This window comes from Streptomyces sp. NPDC000941 (assembly GCF_053599555.1).
In genome coordinates, this window is record NZ_JBSFMM010000082.1 from 1 (window position 1) to 16,132 (window position 16,132).

15 protein-coding genes and 1 pseudogene are annotated in these 16,132 nt (G+C 72.7%); 8 read left to right on the forward strand and 8 right to left on the reverse strand.

What is annotated here, in order from left to right:
* Positions 1–52: 52 nt before the first annotated feature.
* On the reverse strand, positions 53–406 hold the full coding sequence (locus ACWDSL_RS25370) for a HesB/IscA family protein (RefSeq protein ID WP_450489060.1): 354 nt from the start codon (positions 404–406) through the stop codon (positions 53–55).
* A 237-nt stretch (positions 407–643) separates the two neighbouring features.
* Here ACWDSL_RS25370 and nadA point away from each other — a divergent pair, with 237 nt between their 5' ends.
* Complete coding sequence (gene nadA, locus ACWDSL_RS25375; RefSeq protein WP_450489062.1) at positions 644–1,822, forward strand: quinolinate synthase NadA; 1,179 nt, start codon at positions 644–646, stop codon at positions 1,820–1,822.
* Positions 1,823–1,885: 63 nt separating this feature from the next.
* Here nadA and ACWDSL_RS25380 read toward each other — a convergent pair whose 3' ends face one another.
* Genes ACWDSL_RS25380 through ACWDSL_RS25395 form a run of 4 tightly spaced genes read right to left on the reverse strand, consistent with a single transcriptional unit; the run spans position 1,886 to position 5,002 of the window.
* On the reverse strand, positions 1,886–2,566 hold the full coding sequence (locus tag ACWDSL_RS25380; protein ID WP_450489064.1) for a response regulator transcription factor: 681 nt from the start codon (positions 2,564–2,566) through the stop codon (positions 1,886–1,888).
* Positions 2,563–3,873 (reverse strand): sensor histidine kinase, encoded by a 1,311-nt coding sequence (locus ACWDSL_RS25385; RefSeq protein ID WP_450489066.1) that lies wholly within the window; start codon positions 3,871–3,873, stop codon positions 2,563–2,565. Before ACWDSL_RS25385 ends, ACWDSL_RS25380 begins: the two co-directional genes overlap by 4 nt.
* A gap of 21 nt (positions 3,874–3,894) precedes the next feature.
* On the reverse strand, positions 3,895–4,173 hold the full coding sequence (gene pspAA, locus ACWDSL_RS25390; protein WP_450489068.1) for a PspA-associated protein PspAA: 279 nt from the start codon (positions 4,171–4,173) through the stop codon (positions 3,895–3,897).
* A gap of 58 nt (positions 4,174–4,231) precedes the next feature.
* Positions 4,232–5,002, reverse strand: a complete 771-nt coding sequence (locus ACWDSL_RS25395; protein ID WP_078610686.1) for a PspA/IM30 family protein — start codon at positions 5,000–5,002, stop codon at positions 4,232–4,234.
* Between the two features lie 263 nt (positions 5,003–5,265).
* Between ACWDSL_RS25395 and ACWDSL_RS25400 the strand changes: the two genes are divergently transcribed.
* Entirely contained in the window at positions 5,266–5,868 is a 603-nt protein-coding gene (locus tag ACWDSL_RS25400; protein WP_450489070.1) for a DUF3043 domain-containing protein, read from the forward strand.
* Positions 5,869–5,951: 83 nt separating this feature from the next.
* Positions 5,952–6,656: a class I SAM-dependent methyltransferase gene (locus ACWDSL_RS25405; protein ID WP_450489118.1), complete on the forward strand. Its 705-nt coding sequence runs from the start codon at positions 5,952–5,954 to the stop codon at positions 6,654–6,656.
* Between the two features lie 44 nt (positions 6,657–6,700).
* Here the strand turns inward: ACWDSL_RS25405 and ACWDSL_RS25410 are convergent, their stop codons facing one another.
* Positions 6,701–6,928 carry a hypothetical protein gene (locus ACWDSL_RS25410; RefSeq protein WP_450489072.1) on the reverse strand — a complete coding sequence of 76 codons (228 nt, stop codon included), beginning with the start codon at positions 6,926–6,928 and terminating at the stop codon, positions 6,701–6,703.
* A gap of 118 nt (positions 6,929–7,046) precedes the next feature.
* Between ACWDSL_RS25410 and ACWDSL_RS25415 the strand changes: the two genes are divergently transcribed.
* Positions 7,047–8,246: a bifunctional adenosylcobinamide kinase/adenosylcobinamide-phosphate guanylyltransferase gene (locus ACWDSL_RS25415; protein ID WP_450489074.1), complete on the forward strand. Its 1,200-nt coding sequence runs from the start codon at positions 7,047–7,049 to the stop codon at positions 8,244–8,246.
* 24 nt (positions 8,247–8,270) lie between these two features.
* Here ACWDSL_RS25415 and ACWDSL_RS25420 read toward each other — a convergent pair.
* Positions 8,271–8,516 (reverse strand): annotated as a pseudogene (locus ACWDSL_RS25420) (PH domain-containing protein); the annotation flags it as partial.
* Positions 8,517–8,872: 356 nt separating this feature from the next.
* On the opposite strand from ACWDSL_RS25420, the gene cobT reads away from it, so the two are divergent.
* Complete coding sequence (cobT, locus tag ACWDSL_RS25425) at positions 8,873–9,988, forward strand: nicotinate-nucleotide--dimethylbenzimidazole phosphoribosyltransferase (RefSeq protein WP_450489120.1); 1,116 nt, start codon at positions 8,873–8,875, stop codon at positions 9,986–9,988.
* A gap of 23 nt (positions 9,989–10,011) precedes the next feature.
* Positions 10,012–11,811 carry a phosphatidylglycerol lysyltransferase domain-containing protein gene (locus ACWDSL_RS25430; RefSeq protein WP_450489076.1) on the forward strand — a complete coding sequence of 600 codons (1,800 nt, stop codon included), beginning with the start codon at positions 10,012–10,014 and terminating at the stop codon, positions 11,809–11,811.
* A 36-nt stretch (positions 11,812–11,847) separates the two neighbouring features.
* Here the strand turns inward: ACWDSL_RS25430 and ACWDSL_RS25435 are convergent, their stop codons facing one another.
* Positions 11,848–12,591 (reverse strand): hypothetical protein, encoded by a 744-nt coding sequence (locus ACWDSL_RS25435; RefSeq protein ID WP_450489078.1) that lies wholly within the window; start codon positions 12,589–12,591, stop codon positions 11,848–11,850.
* Positions 12,592–12,777: 186 nt separating this feature from the next.
* Between ACWDSL_RS25435 and ACWDSL_RS25440 the strand changes: the two genes are divergently transcribed.
* Both ACWDSL_RS25440 and ACWDSL_RS25445 read left to right on the forward strand, forming a co-directional pair.
* Complete coding sequence (locus ACWDSL_RS25440) at positions 12,778–13,650, forward strand: adenosylcobinamide-GDP ribazoletransferase (RefSeq protein WP_450489122.1); 873 nt, start codon at positions 12,778–12,780, stop codon at positions 13,648–13,650.
* A 687-nt stretch (positions 13,651–14,337) separates the two neighbouring features.
* Positions 14,338–15,888, forward strand: a complete 1,551-nt coding sequence (locus ACWDSL_RS25445; protein WP_450489080.1) for a leucyl aminopeptidase — start codon at positions 14,338–14,340, stop codon at positions 15,886–15,888.
* Positions 15,889–16,132 lie beyond the last annotated feature (244 nt).

Genomic DNA, 16,132 nt, shown 5'->3' on the forward strand with positions numbered 1-16,132 from the left:
CCGCGTGCCGCGGGGGGCCGGGGCCCGGCCCCCCCCCCTGCGGCGTCACACCTCAGCTGAACGAGTCGCCGCAGGCGCAGGAGCCCGAGGCGTTCGGGTTGTCGATGGTGAAGCCCTGCTTCTCGATGGTGTCGACGAAGTCGATCGAGGCGCCGCCCAGGTACGGGGCGCTCATGCGGTCGGTCACGACCTTGACCCCGCCGAAGTCCTTGACGACGTCGCCGTCGAGCGAGCGCTCGTCGAAGAAGAGCTGGTAGCGCAGGCCGGAGCAGCCGCCGGGCTGGACGGCGACGCGCAGCGCGAGGTCGTCGCGGCCCTCCTGCTCCAGCAGGCTCTTGACCTTCGACGCGGCGGCGTCGGACAGGATGATGCCCTCGCTCGCGGTGGTCTCGTCCTGAACGGTCATCTGCTTCTCTCCCGGGTCGTACGGACTGCTTGCCGTCGGCTCAAACCAATGGCGTCCCGGATTCATTCCGGGGCGGGCGCTTTTCTTCCTGCCTGTTCATGCTCGCATACACGGACCGCGCTCCGGAATGCGTCACATCGACGCGATGGGCATCGTCAAACTGACATGAAGCAGCTATGATAGATAGCGTCATTTTGACGATTAATAGGTCCCCGTGAAGAAAGAAGGGTGCGTGACGTGACCACCGCCCAACCCCTCGATGTCCAGCCGACACCGCTCGCCCTGCTCCTCCTCGGCCGGGAGGCCGACCCCAGGAGCGAGCGCGGTGTGGAGTGCCCCGGCGATCTGCCCGCGCCCTCCGACCCGGACCTGGTGGCGCGCGCCCGCGCGGCCAAGGCCGAGCTCGGGGACCGGGTGTTCGTACTGGGCCACCACTACCAGCGCGACGAGGTCATCGAGTTCGCCGACGTCACCGGGGACTCCTTCAAGCTGGCCCGCGACGCGGCCGCCCGGCCCGACGCCGAGTACATCGTCTTCTGCGGTGTGCACTTCATGGCCGAGTCCGCCGACATCCTCACCGGCGACAGCCAGCAGGTGATCCTCCCGGACCTGGCCGCGGGCTGCTCGATGGCCGATATGGCCACCGCCGAGCAGGTCGCCGAGTGCTGGGACGTGCTGACCGAGGCCGGGGTCGCCGGGGCGACGGTGCCCGTCTCGTATATGAACTCCTCCGCCGACATCAAGGCGTTCACCGGTAAGCACGGCGGCACCATATGCACCTCCTCCAACGCCAAGCGGGCGCTGGACTGGGCCTTCGAGCAGGGCGAGAAAGTCCTGTTCCTGCCCGACCAGCACCTCGGGCGCAACACCGCGGTGCGCGAGATGGGCCTGTCCCTGGACGACTGCGTGGTCTACAACCCGCACAAGCCGAACGGCGGGCTGACCGCCGACGAGCTGCGCGCCGCCAAGATGATCCTGTGGCGCGGGCACTGCTCGGTGCACGGCCGCTTCTCGCTCGACTCCGTCAACGAGGTCCGCGAGCGCGTCCCGGGCGTCAATGTCCTGGTGCACCCCGAGTGCAAGCACGAGGTCGTGGCGGCGGCTGACCACGTGGGCTCGACCGAGCACATCATCAAGACGCTGGAGGCCGCCCCCGCCGGTTCGAAGTGGGCGATCGGCACCGAGCTGAACCTCGTCCGGCGCCTGGCGAACCGTTTCGCCAGCGAGGACAAGGAGATCGTCTTCCTCGATCGCACGGTGTGCTTCTGCTCCACGATGAACCGGATCGACCTGCCGCATCTGGTCTGGTCCCTGGAATCGCTCGCCGCCGGCAAGGTCGTCAACCGGATCCAGGTCGACAAGGAGACCGAGGCCCACGCCAAGCTCGCCCTCGAGCGCATGCTTGCCCTGCCGTAACGAAACAACTGGCGAGCTGAGGGCCCGGGCGGTGAACAACCCCCGGGCCCTCGGTCCGTCCGCTCACCCCCGGGGCCGCACCAGCCCCGTCTCGTACGAGATCACCACCAGCTGCGCCCGGTCGCGGGCGCCCAGCTTGGCCATCGCCCGGTTCACATGCGTCTTGACCGTGAGCGGGCTGACCTCCAGCCGCGCCGCGATCTCGTCGTTGGACAGCCCGCCCGCGACCTGCACCAGCACCTCGCGCTCCCGCCCGGTCAGCGCGTCAAGACGCGCCGCGTCATACGCGCCGGACTCCCCGTCCCGGCCGCCGCCCTGCGCCAGGAACTTGGCGATCAGCCCCTTCGTGGCGGCCGGGGACAGCAGCGCCTCCCCCGCCGCCGCGATCCGGATCGCGGCCAGCAGCTCATCGGGCTCGGCGCCCTTGCCCAGAAAGCCGCTGGCGCCGGCCCGCAGCGACTCCACGACGTACTCGTCCACCTCGAAGGTCGTCAGCATCACCACCCGGACGTCCTCGAGACGCGGATCCTCGGTGATCATGCGGGTGGCGGCCAGCCCGTCCGTACCGGGCATCCGGATGTCCATCAGCACCACATCGGCGCCCCGGTCGCGGGCGATCTCCACCGCCTCGGCGCCGTCCGACGCCTCGCCGACCACCTCCATGTCCGGCTCGGAGTCCACCAGCACCCGGAACGCGCTGCGCAGCAGCGCCTGGTCGTCGGCCAGCAGCACCTTGATCGTCATGACTCCCCTTCGCCCCCTTCTCCCCCTACGCCCCCTCTTTCACGCGGCTCCCCTCTCCGCGTCTGCAGAGGCAGTCTCGCCCGGACCCGGAAACCGCCCTGCGGCCGGGGTCCCGCCTCGCAGTTGCCGCCCAGCGCGGCGACCCGCTCCCGCATCCCGATCAGCCCGTGTCCGCCGCCGGGGTCCTCCGCCGGGGGCTGCTCCGCGCACGGCCCGTCGTCGTCGACCGTGATCAGCAGTACGGCGGACGTACGCACGATACGGACCTGGGCCTTCGCGTCCGGTCCGGCGTGCTTGTGCACATTGGTCAGGGCCTCCTGGACGATCCGGTAGGCGGTGAGATCCACCGATCCCGCCAGCGGGCCGAGCCCGTCCCGGGAGACCGCCTCCACGTCCACCCGCAGCCCGGCCTTGACGAAACCGTCGACGAGCTGGTCCAGCACCGCGAGGCCCGGGGCCGGTTCGGTGGGCGCGGCCGGATCGCCGTACTGCCGCAGCAGCCCGACGGTGGCGCGCAGCTCGTCCAGCGCCGAGCGGCTCGCCTGCCGTACATGCGCGAGCGCCTCTTTGGCCTGGTCCGGACGGTTGTCCATGACATGCGATGCGACCCCGGCCTGGACGTTGACCAGTGCGATGTGATGGGCGACCACGTCATGCAGCTCGCGGGCGATACGCAGCCGCTCCTCGGCGACCCGGCGGCGGGCCTCCTCCTCGCGGGTCCGCTCGGCCCGTACCGCACGCTCCTCGATGGCGGCGATATAGGCGCGGCGGCTGCGCGCCGCATCGCCCGCGGCGGCGGCGAGACCGGTCCAGGTGAAGATGCCGAAGTTCTCCTGCGCGTACCAGGGGCTGACCCCGAACAGCATCGCGACCCCGGTGAGCACGGCGACGGTGATGAGGCCGACCCGCAGCGTGGTCGACCGGTCGGTGCGTACGGCCACGGTGCACAGGGCCACCGCGACGCCGAACACGATCGAGGTGCGCGGCGGCCCGTCATGGGCGGTGACCACCTCCACGACGGTGAGCGCGGCGGTGACCGCGAGGACGCCGATCGGGAATCTGCGGCGCAGCACCAGCACGCCCGCGGCGAGCGCGGCCAGCAGCACGAAGAGCGGGTCGATCGGGTCGATGGGGCGCTGGCCGGTGTGCGGGCTGGCGGCGGCGCCGATCAGCATCAGCGCGAAGACGACCACGGCCAGCAGCGCGTCCAGCGCGCGCGGATGCGCGGTCAGCCAGCGGTACGGACGGGCCAGACCTGGCCCGACGGCGAGGGGAGTCACGGCATCCAACCGTAAGCGCTGCGCCATCGCGGCCCGTCTCAGCCCGGCTCAGCCCGGGATGAGGCCGTCGTCGCTGAGCATCGCCCGGACTTCGTGGAGCGTCGCGTCCGGGCCCGGCAGGATCAGCTCCGAGGGTTCCAGCGAGTCGTCGGGCAGCGGCTCGCCCAGCGAGCGCACGGAGTCCAGCAGCGCGCCGAGCGTGCGACGGAAGCCGTCCTCGTCGCCGCTCTGCACCTCGGCGAGCAGCTCGTCATCGAGCTTGTTCAGCCCGGACAGGTGTGAGTCGCCCACCCTCAGCTGCCCCTCCCCCATGATCCGTACGATCATGACGACCTCCTTCGGGGCCCGATGGACTGGCTACGTGTCCGGGGCTACGTGTCCAGGGCTACTTGTCCATGTTGGGGCGGGGCTGCTCCTGCTTCTGCCCGCTCTCGATGGCCTGCTGCGGGGTGCCGCCCGCCAGCTCGGCCTTCATCCGCTGCAGCTCCAGCTCCACATCCGAGCCGCCGGAGATCCGGTCCAGCTCCGCGGCGAGGTCGTCCTTGGCCATACCGGAGGGGTCGTCGAGCGCGCCGGAGGCCATCAGCTCGTCGAGGGCGCCGGCCCGGGCCTGCAGCTGCGCGGTCTTGTCCTCGGCACGCTGGATCGCCATGCCGACATCGCCCATCTCCTCGGAGATGCCGGAGAACGCCTCGCCGATCCGGGTCTGGGCCTGGGCGGCGGTGTAGGTGGCCTTGATGGTCTCCTTCTTCGTACGGAAGGCGTCCACCTTGGCCTGCAGCCGCTGCGCGGCCAGCGTCAGCTTCTCCTCCTCGCCCTGCAGCGTCTGGTGCTGCGTCTCCAGGTCGGTGACCTGCTGCTGCAGCGCGGCACGGCGGGACAGGGCCTCGCGCGCCAGGTCCTCCCGGCCCAGCGCGAGCGCCTTGCGCCCCTGGTCCTGGAGTTTGGCGGACTGCCCCTGCAACTGGTTGAGCTGAAGCTCCAGGCGCTTACGGGACGTGGCCACGTCGGCGACGCCGCGCCGCACCTTCTGCAACAGCTCCAGCTGCTTCTGGTACGAGTAGTCAAGGGTCTCGCGCGGGTCCTCGGCCCGGTCCAGGGCCTTGTTGGCCTTCGCGCGGAAGATCATTCCCATACGCTTCATGACACCGCTCATGGGCCTCGCGCGCCCCCTTCTGACGGACTACGGACTACCGGCTCCAGCACATCCAACAGACCCAGCCTACGGGCCCTACATCCATTACCGCACTGTTCGGACCCGCTCGTGCTCCTCCTGCAGGACGATCGATCCCCGGGCGCCTCCGGCGCAAGGAGGAGTCAGGAGCAGCAAGGGCGAGCGCGGTGCCGAGGCGGTGCCGTTGCCGGATCGTTCCCCCAGGGGCTGGGGCCCACACCCGCAAACCCGTACCCTTGGGCTTTGTGTTCCGTAGCCGTTCAAAGGACGAGCAGGCCGCCACCGCCAAGGTGATCGCGGACCAGCCGCAGCAGACCCGTGACCCTCAGGCGCCCAAGGGCCGCCCGACCCCCAAGCGCAGCGAGGCCCAGTCGCAGCGCCGCAGCCTCGCGAATTCGAGCTCGAAGACGAGCCGCAAGGACGCGACGCGGCGCCAGCGCGAGTCCCGCCGCGCCGACATGGCGCGCCAGCGCGAGGCGCTGGCCGGCGGTGACGAGCGGTATCTGCCCGCCCGTGACAAGGGTCCGGTGCGCCGCTTCGCCCGTGACTACGTGGACTCCCGCTTCTTCGTCGCGGAGTTCTTCCTGCCACTGGCCGTGGTGATCCTGGTCCTCAGCATGGTCCAGGCCGGGGCCATGCAGACCTATGTGCTGCTGCTGTGGATGCTGGTCATCCTGCTGATCGTCATCAACTCGGTCGTCCTCGGCATCCAGCTCAAGCGTCAGCTGCGCAAGCGGTTCCCCGACGAGAATCTGCGCGGCGTGGTGGCGTACGCCCTGATGCGTACGCTCCAGATGCGCCGACTGCGGCTGCCCAAGCCGCAGGTCAAGCGCGGAGAACGGCCCTGAGCGCGGACCCTTCCGGTTTCGCGGGCGGGGCGAGCGGCTGGCTGAGCGGCCTCGGCAGCCTGCGTAACACCGTCCGGCAGGCGCTGGTCGCCCGTCAGCTCGACGAGCAGATCGCGGCCCACTTCCCGGTGGGCCGCCGGCTGCGCATCCTCGACGTCGGCCTCGGCCAGGGCACCCAGGCCCTCCGGCTGGCCCGGGCCGGCCACGAGGTCACCGGGATCGAATCCGACCCGGCCATGCTCGACGCGGTCCGCGAGGCCCTGTCGCGCGAGCCCGCGGGCATCCGGGAGCGGATGCGGCTCATCGAGGGCGACGGCCGCGACACGGGCGCGCACTTCCTGCCGGGCGCCTTCGACATCGTCCTGTGCCATGGCGTGCTGATGTACGTGCCCGAGCCGGACCCGATGCTCGCCGCCCTGGCCCGCGTACTGGCGCCCGGCGGCCTGCTCTCGCTCCTGGTCCGCAACGCCGACGCGCTCGCGCTGCGGCCGGGGCTCTCGGGAGACTGGGCCACCGCGCTCGCCGCCTTCGACTCCCCCGTCTACACCAACCGCATCGGCCTGGCCGCCCGCGCCGACCGCCGCGAGACGCTGACCACCACGCTCACCGCGATCGGCACACCGCTGCACACCTGGTACGGCGTGCGGGTCTTCACCGACCAGGCCCCCGACAACGCGCCTGTCCCCGACGACTGGGACCAGCTGCTGACGGCGGAGGACCGCGCCGGGCGCACCGACCCGTACCGCGCGGTGGCGGCGCTGCTGCACCTGTGCGGAGTGCGCGGCTGAGTCAGCCGCGCACCCTCACCTCACATCACCGTTCGGCTACTCGGCTACTCGGCTACTCGGCTCGCAGGTTCCTCGGCGTGCAGGCTCATCGGTCCATAGATCTTCGACCCGTCTTCGAAGAGGGTCACCTGCTCCGCCCCTCCCTCCAGCAGGGCCCTCCACTCCTCTCCGAGCCACGACTCGGCGTCCCCCTGCGTAGGGAACTCGTCGGGCTGCACCGCGGGCTTCGTCTCCGTACCGTCGGATTTCTCGAACCGCCACGTCCATGCCATGTCCGCCTCCTCCATCCCGCCGGTCACATGATGTCTGCCCAGCAGCCTATGGGACTGATCACTCCCGGCGGGGTGACCTGAGCGCGCCCACCACACCGGGACGCGAGACGATCAGGGCGTGGAACTCACTCTCCTGGGCACCGGAGCCCCCGCCGGGCTGCCGCGCCACGGCTGCCCCTGCGCGGCCTGTGCCGTCGCCGTGGGCGACGAGGCGCGGGCCGCGACCGCCCTGCTGATCGACGGTGCGCTGCTGCTCGACCTCACCCCCGGCGCGGCCTTCGCCGCCGCGCGCGCCGGATACTCGCTGACCGGCGTCGTACAGGTGCTTCTCTCACACCCCCACGAGGGCCCGGCCGTCGAGTTCCCCGCCGGGCTGCCCGCGCCGGGCCGGGTCCCCGACGGCCGGGAGCTGGCCCTGATCAGCGGCCACCGGGTGCGGGCCGTTCCGCTGGACTCCCCCGGCACCGGTTACGAGGTCACCGGCCCCGACTCCACCCGGCTCCTCTACCTCCCGCCCGGCGCGGCCCCGGCCGGGCTGACCGACTCCGCCGAGCCCTACGACATGGTGCTGCTCGACGTCCTCGGCCGCCCCGGCGCGCTGGCCCAGCTCCGCGCCACGGGGGCGGTCGGCCCGACCACCGACGTCCTCGCCGTCCACCTCGACCACACCGTCCCGCCCGGCCCCGAACTGCACCGCCGGCTCGCGGCGGCGGGGGCGCGGGCCGTGCCGGACGGGGAGACGGCCGTCGTCGGGGAGTACCACGCGGTGCCGGACCTGCCGCGCCGTACGTTCGTCCTGGGCGGCGCGCGCTCCGGTAAGTCCCTGGAGGCCGAACGGCGGCTCGCGGCGTTCCCCGATGTCCTCTACGTGGCCACCGGCGGCACCCGCGACGGCGACCCCGACTGGGCCGCGCGTATCGCCGCCCACCGCGAGCGCCGCCCCGGCTCCTGGCGCACCACCGAGACCTGCGATCTGCCGCCGCTGCTCGCGCGGGACGGCGGGCCGCTGCTGATCGACTGTCTCGCGCTGTGGCTCACCGACGCGATGGACTCCGTCGGCGCCTGGGACGACGGCACCTGGGCCCACGGCGGCAGGCGCGCCCTCCATGAACGCGTCGACGCCCTGGTCTCCGCCCTCCGGGCCACCACCCGCACGGTGGTCGCCGTCAGCAACGAGGTGGGCTCCGGTGTGGTCCCCGCGACCGCGTCGGGGCGCCGCTTCCGCGATGAACTCGGCCGTCTGAACGCCGCGTTCGCGGCCGAGTGCGAACAGGTCCTGCTGATCGTGGCCGGCCAGGCCCTCCCCCTGCGGGGCTGAACGCCGCGGCCGGGCATCAGAGCATCAGTCCTCGCCGCCGCGCCGCCGCTCCCAGATCTCGCGCATGGCCAGGACCTCTTGGCGCACCGACAGCCCGCGCTTGTCGTGGATATGAGGCAGCGTGATCTTTCGACCGTCGCGGTGGTGGACCACGACGATCGCCGCGGGCCGCGTCCGATCGGCCGACGCGTGCGGATAGCCCTCGATCTCGATCCCCTGGATGTCCCGCCAGGCCGTCCTGCGGGTCCGGAACAGCGTCTCTGAGACTCTTAAGGATCCTGGGTTATCGCGTGGCCCCGCAGGGTGGAAGCGACAACAAGCACGGACGAGTCCGGCCGATCCCGCACTTCAGAGCCCGTTTGCGCCGCCACTGGCTGCAGCGGTGCCGGCGTCTGGTCTGCGCGGGCCCTTATAGGCTCACGCACCCTGGGACTGCCGCCCCGTCGGACGCTGAGCCGAGCCGCACGAACACATGCCGCGAGGTCGACGACGGGGACCGTGCGCATGTCCAGCACACGGCGGATACGTCAGGTCAAACGATGGTCTGCGCGGAAGGTAACGGCCCCGCTCGCGCACTCCAACCACACCATCGGGGTACCCCCGGTAGGGTTTCGCCCGTGAGCGGTCTGAATCTCGATGACTTCGTCGACCTGATCGAGCGTCCCGACGGCGGCGTCCGGCGCGATGCCGAAGAGCGCCGGGAGCGGCTGACGCTGCCCCCGGGGACGCTCGGGCGCCTGGACGAGCTGGGCGAGTGGCTGTCGGCCGCTCAGCAGCGGGTACCCGTCAAGCCCGTCGAGCGGTCGCGGGTCGTGCTGTTCGCCGGCGACCACGGCGTCGCGGAGCTGGGCGTGTCCGCCCGCCCCGCAGGCACCGCCCACCGGCTCGTACGCGCCGTACTCGACGGCGAGAGCCCCGTGGCGATCCTGGCCCGCCGCTACGACGTGCCCGTACGCGTCGTCGACATGTCCCTGGACTGCGACCCCGACGACCTCCCCAAGGAGGTCACCCGCCACCGCGTCCGGCGCGGCTCCGGCCGTCTCGACATCGAGGACGCGCTGACCCTGGAGGAGGCCGAGCAGGCCTTCCGGGCGGGCATGGCCATCGCCGACGAAGAGGCCGACGCGGGTACGGACATCGTCGTCCTCGGCGATGTGAGCGTCGGCGGCACCACCGCCGCCGGCACCCTGATCGCCGCGCTGTGCGGCACCGACGCCTCCGTGGTCACCGGCCGCGGCGGCGCGGGCATCGACGACCTCGCCTGGATGCGCAAATGCGCGGCCATCCGTGACGGGCTGCGCCGCGCCCGCCCCGTCCTCGGCGACCAGCTGCAGCTGCTGGCGACCAGCGGCGGCGCCGACCTCGCCGCGATGACCGGCTTCCTGCTCCAGAGCGCCGTACGCCGCACCCCCGTCATCCTCGACGGTGTGGTCTCCGCGGCCTGCGCGCTCGTGGCGCAGCGCGTGGCTTTCCGCGCGCCCGACTGGTGGCTGGCCGGGCAGAACAGCGGCGAGCCGGCCCAGGAGAAGGCGCTCGACCGGATCGCGCTCGACCCGCTGCTCGACCACGGCGTCACCGTGGGCGAGGGCACCGGGGCGCTGCTGGCCCTGCCGCTCGTACAGGCGGCCGCGGCGCTCGCCGCCGAGCTGCCCGAGCGGCCCGACCCGGCGCCCGACGGGCAGGACGACGGGCAGGACGACAGGCAGGACGCTGACGCCCCGGCGGCCGACGACATCACCTGACCTCCTCCCCATATGCTCACGACATGGGAGAGGTCCGTTCGAAGCCGACTGCGGAGGCCACCCGGCGCGGCCGCCCCTGGCCGCGCCGCTCCGCCGCCTTCGCCGTCTGGTATCTGCGCGCCGTCACCGCGCTGAACTTCCTCGGCGCGGTGTGGGTGTCCTTCGGCAACGACATCCGGCGCCACAACGTCGACCAGTACTTCACCCCGTACCTCCTCACCGCGGGCTTCTTCTCCGGCGCCTTCTCGATGTTCCTGGCGATCACCATGCGCCGCCGCAAGCGCGCCGCCTGGATCCTCAATCTCGTCCTCGGCGGGCTGACCGTCCCGCTGCTGGCACTCGCCCTGACCCAGGCGCCCGTCGCCCGTCACCCGCAGAACTGGATCTCGCTCGGCCTGACCGCCGTCTTCGTCGTCGCCCTGCTCATCGGCCGCCGCGAGTTCTACGCCAAGGGCGACCGCTCGAACCCCAAGCTCGCCGCCGTCGTCGCGGTGAGCGGGCTGCTGATCGGCTCGCTGCTGGCGACCGCGCTGGTCACCCTCACCAACACCGCGCCCGACGACTACCGCTCCTCGTTCCTGGACCGCTGGCACTACGGCACACTGCGGCTGATCTCGCTCGCGGCCCTGGAAGGCCGCTTCGAGGGGATCCAGACCCCGGGCTGGGCGAATGTGGCCATCAACATCATGAGCACGGCGCTGCTCCTGCTCGTGCTGTACGTGGCCTTCCGCTCCCGCCGCGTCGTCGACCCGATCTCCGCGGACGACGAGCGCCAGTTGCGCGCGCTGCTGGAGCGGCACGGCGACCGCGACTCGCTCGGCTACTTCGCGCTGCGCCACGACAAGAGCGTCATCTGGTCGCCGACCGGCAAGTCCGCCGTGACGTACCGGGTGGTCAGCGGCGTCTCCCTCGCCTCGGGCGACCCCATCGGCGACCCGGAGGCATGGCCCGGCGCCATCGACCGATGGCTGACCGAGGCCCGCGAACACGGCTGGACCCCGGCCGTGATCGGCGCGAGCGAGGAGGGCGGCACGGTGTACGCGCGACACGGCCTGGACGCCCTCGAACTCGGGGACGAGGCGATCGTCGACACCGGGGAGTTCACCCTGGAGGGGCGCGCCATGCGCACCGTGCGCCAGGCCTACAACCGCGTCAAGCGCGCCGGCTACACGGTCCGCATCCGCCACCACGAGGACATCCCCGAGGAGGAGGAGGAGATGGCCGAACTGCTGCGGCTCGCCGACGACTGGCGGGACGGCGAGACCGAACGCGGCTTCTCCATGGCGCTCGGCCGGCTCGGCGACCCCGCCGACGGCCGCTGTGTGCTGCTGGACTGCGCCGACCGCGACGGCAGGCAGCGCGCGATGCTCAGCTTCGCGCCCTGGGGCTCGCACGGGCTCTCCCTGGACCTGATGCGGCGCGACCGGGACTCGGACAACGGGCTGATGGAGTTCATGGTGCTGGAGCTGATCCAGCGGGCGAAGGAGGTCGGCGCCGACCAGATCTCGCTGAACTTCGCGGTGTTCCGGTCCGTCTTCGAGCGCGGGTCCAGGCTGGGCGCCGGCCCCGTACTGCGGCTGTGGCGCTCGCTGCTCAGCTTCTTCTCCCGCTGGTGGCAGATCGAATCGCTCTACCGCGCCAACGCCAAGTACCGGCCGATCTGGGAGCCCCGCTATCTGCTCTTCGAGAAGAGCACCGACCTGCCGCGGATCGGTATCGCGGCGGCGCGGGCCGAGGGGTTCCTGGAGGCGCCGGGGCTGCCCAAGTGGCTGAACCGCAAGCGCTTGGAGACGACGGCGGCACGTCGCGAGTCGCCGCGCTGACGGGGGCGGGATCTACGTGAGCAGGGCCGACGGCCGTCAGGAGCCCGGCTCGGAGAACCCGCCGATCCAGTCCTGCAACCGCCGCCGCACCCCGCTCCAGCGCGCGTCATGCCGCTCCGCCCGGTGCCGCGCCCGCCGACGCGCCCGCGGCCTGCGGCGATAGAGGCGCCGCGCCCAGGGCGACCCCGGCCGCGCCAGCCGGACCGCGCCGACGAGCGCCAGGAGCGGCACCAGCACACCGAGCACCGCGATCCGCGGCTTGCCCTTGGCCAGCGCGAACAGGGCGAACAGGAAGTTGACGCTGACGTTCACGATCACCGCGCCGCGGTCGTGGCGCTCGGCGGCTGACACCTCGTTCACCCCGAACGGCAGAAAGCCGCTCAGCACCAGGCCGACCAGTGCCGCGGTGATCACGACGACCTCGACGCTCTGCCGCCCCTGCTCGGTCCAGTACACGTCGTGGAGGTGCAGGATCAGCGCGAACTCGTCGAGCACCAGCCCCGCGCCCACCCCGAACACCACCGCCGCCAGGTACTCCCACAACTCGGTCTGCGCACCGGCGATCGCGCCGAAGCCGCCGATGACGGTGAGCACGACGCCGGGGACGACATGGTGAATATGCAGCCCACCGGGCGCGATGTTGCGGAACGGCCCCTTGCCGGCCCGGATGAGCCGGGTGATGGTGCGGGTGATCACGAACGAGAGGATGAACGAGGTCAGGGCGAGGAGCAGCGGCAGCTTGCCGGGCTCCACGATGTTCCGATACCACCAGTGCCCCATGGCCTTTCAGGGTGCGCGATAGCCTGCGACCCGATGGACACCACGCCGGAGCAGTCCCCCGCACGCCCGCCCGGGCCCCCCGGACCCTCGGAGCCCCCGAGACCCACGGCCCCGCCACGGCCCGCCGCGCCTCCGGAGCCCACGGACGCGCCTGAGGCTGCGACCGAGCCGACCGAGCCGGACCAGCTGAGCGAGCCGACCGAGCCGACCGAGGCGGACGAGCCCGCCGAACCGGCCCGCCCCGCACCCCCGTCGAACCCCCCGCCCCCGCCCCACCCCCCGCACGCCTCCTGGGAGGACGGGCTCCGCTTCGCCTTCGGCACGCTCACGGCCCTCCCCGTACGTGTGACGCGCTGGGACCGCGAGGCAGCGCGCGCCGGGATGTTGTACGCCCCGCTGGCCGGGCTCACGGTCGGGCTCTGCGCGGCTTCGGTGGGCGCGGCGCTGCTGCTCCTGGGCGGCGGCGCCCTACTGGCCGCGGTGGGCACGGTCGCGGTGCCCGCCGTGCTGACCCGCGGGCTGCATCTGGACGGGCTCGCCGACACCGCCGACGGCCTCGGCAGCAGCAAGCCGGCGGACGACGCGCTGCGCATCATGAAGCAGTCGGACATCGGGCCGTTCGGGGTCATCACCCTGCTGTTCGTCCTGCTCGCGCAGGTGGCCGCGCTGGCCGAGCTGTACGGGGCGGGCTGGCCGCAGGGCGCGGTGGCGGCGGCCACGGCCGGGGTGGCGGCGCGGTGCGCGCTGACGCTCGCGGCGCGCGACGGGGTTCCCGCGGCACGCCCGGAGGGGCTGGGCGCGGCGGTCGCGGGGGCGGTGCCCGCAGGGCCCGCGCTGGGCGCGGCGGCGGTGTCCGTCGTCGTATGCGCGGTGGGCGGCGCGGCCTTCGGCGCGTACGGGGCGGTGCACCACGCACTCGCCGTCCTCGCCGCGCTGGGCGCCGCGGAACTCCTGCTGCGCCACTGCCGCCGACGCTTCGGCGGCATCACCGGCGACGTCTTCGGCGCCCTCGCCGAAACGGCCACCACGACGGCCCTGATCGCCGCCGCCCTCGGCTGACCCGGCCCGCCACGCTTCGCCCGCCGGGCTGCTCTGCCCCGGCCATGGCCGAGAGGCGCAGGGGCGGCCTCGCACCGGACCCGCCCCCGCCGCGTACAGGCCCAGTCGCCGACTGACGCCCTGGCCGACCGGCCAGGGCCCAAGGCCCCGGCCGGCAAGCACGGCCGGCACGGCCGCGCTGCTCCAGCCCGGCCGCGTCGGCGAGGCGGGCCTTCGGCCGGGGCCTCAGGCCCAGGCCGACGCCGCCGGACACCGCCCCCGCCCAGGCACCCACCACCCACCGCGCCAACCGCCCACCCCGCGCCGCCACACACCTCCACGCGCCACCACCCCGTCCACGGACTGGACGGCGCGGCTCCCCTCCGGCGGCGCGGGCAGAAGCAGGCGGCCCTCGCCGCACACATCCCCGCCGCATCCCCGCCGCCGCACCGCCGCACCACACGCGAAGGCCCCGCAGGCCGCCACCGGGCGTGCTGCCGGCGAGGGTGCCCGTAACTCGTCCGTCCTCGCGAGCCCGCACGCCGGTGGCGTCGGGAGAGTTACCCTCGCGATGGCCCGCGACAGCCCGCCGCTCGGGCACCTGGTGACCCGCGCATACGATGCCGAGGGCGCGGCTGGCCCGTCCCTGTCTCGACGGGGACACCCCACGTCGGCCGAGGAACTATCCGGAAGAGGGACCCCATCACCGTGACATCTCTGACTCTCAGCACCTCCTCCGCCGCGACGCTGCGCGCGGACGCCGTCGTCGTCGGCGTGGCGAAGGGGGCCAAGGGCCCCGTCGTCGCCCCCGGCGCCGAGGCCGTGGACCAGGCCTTCGGCGGGAAGCTGGCCTCCGTCCTGGAGACCCTCGGGGCGACCGGCGCGGATGGCGAGGTGACCAAGCTGCCCGCCGCGTCCGGCCTCAAGGCCCCGGTCGTGCTGGCGGTCGGACTCGGCGACGCCCCGGCCAAGGGCGACGGTTACGACGCCGAGGCGCTGCGCCGCGCGGCCGGTGCGGCCGCTCGCGCGCTGTCCGGTTCGAAGAAGGGCGCGTTCGCGCTGCCGGTGGCGGACGCGGCGGACGCGGCCGCCGTCGCCGAGGGCGCGCTGCTCGGCGCGTACTCGTACAAGGCGAACCAGAAGGCCGCCCAGAACGGCGGCAAGAGCGCCAACGCCAAGAGCGGCGAGAAGAAGAACGGCGCCCCGCTCGCCGAGGTCGCCGTGGTCGGCGGCAAGCCGCGCGACAAGGAGTTCAAGGCGGCGGCCGAGCGCGCCATCGCCCTGACCGCCGAGATCAACCGCGCCCGCGACCTGATCAACACCCCCTCGAATCTGCTCAACCCCGCGATCTTCGCCGCCGCCGTGCTGGAGGCGGCGAAGGAGCACGGGCTCAAGACCGAGGTGCTGGACGAGAAGGCGCTGAAGAAGGGCGGGTACGGCGGCATCATGGGCGTCGGCCAGGGGTCGGAGGCCCCGCCGCGCCTGGTCCGGGTCGCGTACTCGCACCCGAAGGCGGAGAAGACCCTGGCCCTGGTCGGCAAGGGCATCACCTACGACTCGGGCGGCATCTCCCTGAAGCCGGCCGGCCACAACGAGACCATGAAGTGCGACATGAGCGGCGCGGCCGCCGTGTTCGCCACGGTGGTGGCCGTCGCGAAGCTGGGCCTGCGGGTCAATGTGACCGGCTGGCTGGCGCTCGCCGAGAACATGCCGTCGGGCTCGGCCACCCGCCCCGGCGATGTGCTGACGATGTACAGCGGCAAGACCGTCGAGGTGCTGAACACCGACGCCGAGGGGCGGCTGGTGCTGGCCGACGCGCTGACCCGCGCCTGTGAGGAGAAGCCGGACGCCGTCGTGGACGTGGCGACGCTGACCGGTGCGATGGTGTTCGCGCTGGGCCACCGTACGTTCGGGATCATGGCGAACGACGAGGCGTTCCGTACCTCGCTGCACGAGATCGCGGAGGAGACCGGCGAGCAGGCCTGGCCGATGCCGCTCCCCTCGGACCTGCGCAAGAGCATCGACTCGCCGGTGGCCGACCTGGCGAACATGGGTGAGCGGATGGGCGGCGGCCTGGTGGCCGGGATCTTCCTGAAGGAGTTCGTCGAGGACGGCACCGTCTGGGCCCACCTGGACATCGCGGGTCCGGCCTTCAACGAGTCCGGTCCGTTCGGCTACACCCCCAAGGGCGGCACGGGCTCCGCGGTCCGCACCCTGGTGCGGCTGGCCGAGCGCACCGCGGCCGGCGACCTGGGCTGAGCCGCCACCGGCCGGGTCCTGACGACGTCGTCGGCGGGACCCGGCCGACCCGCACGGGGCCTCCCGGCCACTCCGTGCGGGGCCCGGCCGCTCCGTGCGGGCCCGCGGATTTCGCCGTAAACGAAATCCGGCCCCGCTACGCACGCAGTACGCGCGAGTAACCCCTGAACAGGGGTTTGGAGATATGTCACACAGCGGCCCCGCGTCCCGCCTCCCGTCAACAAGTGCGAAGATGTTGTCTCGG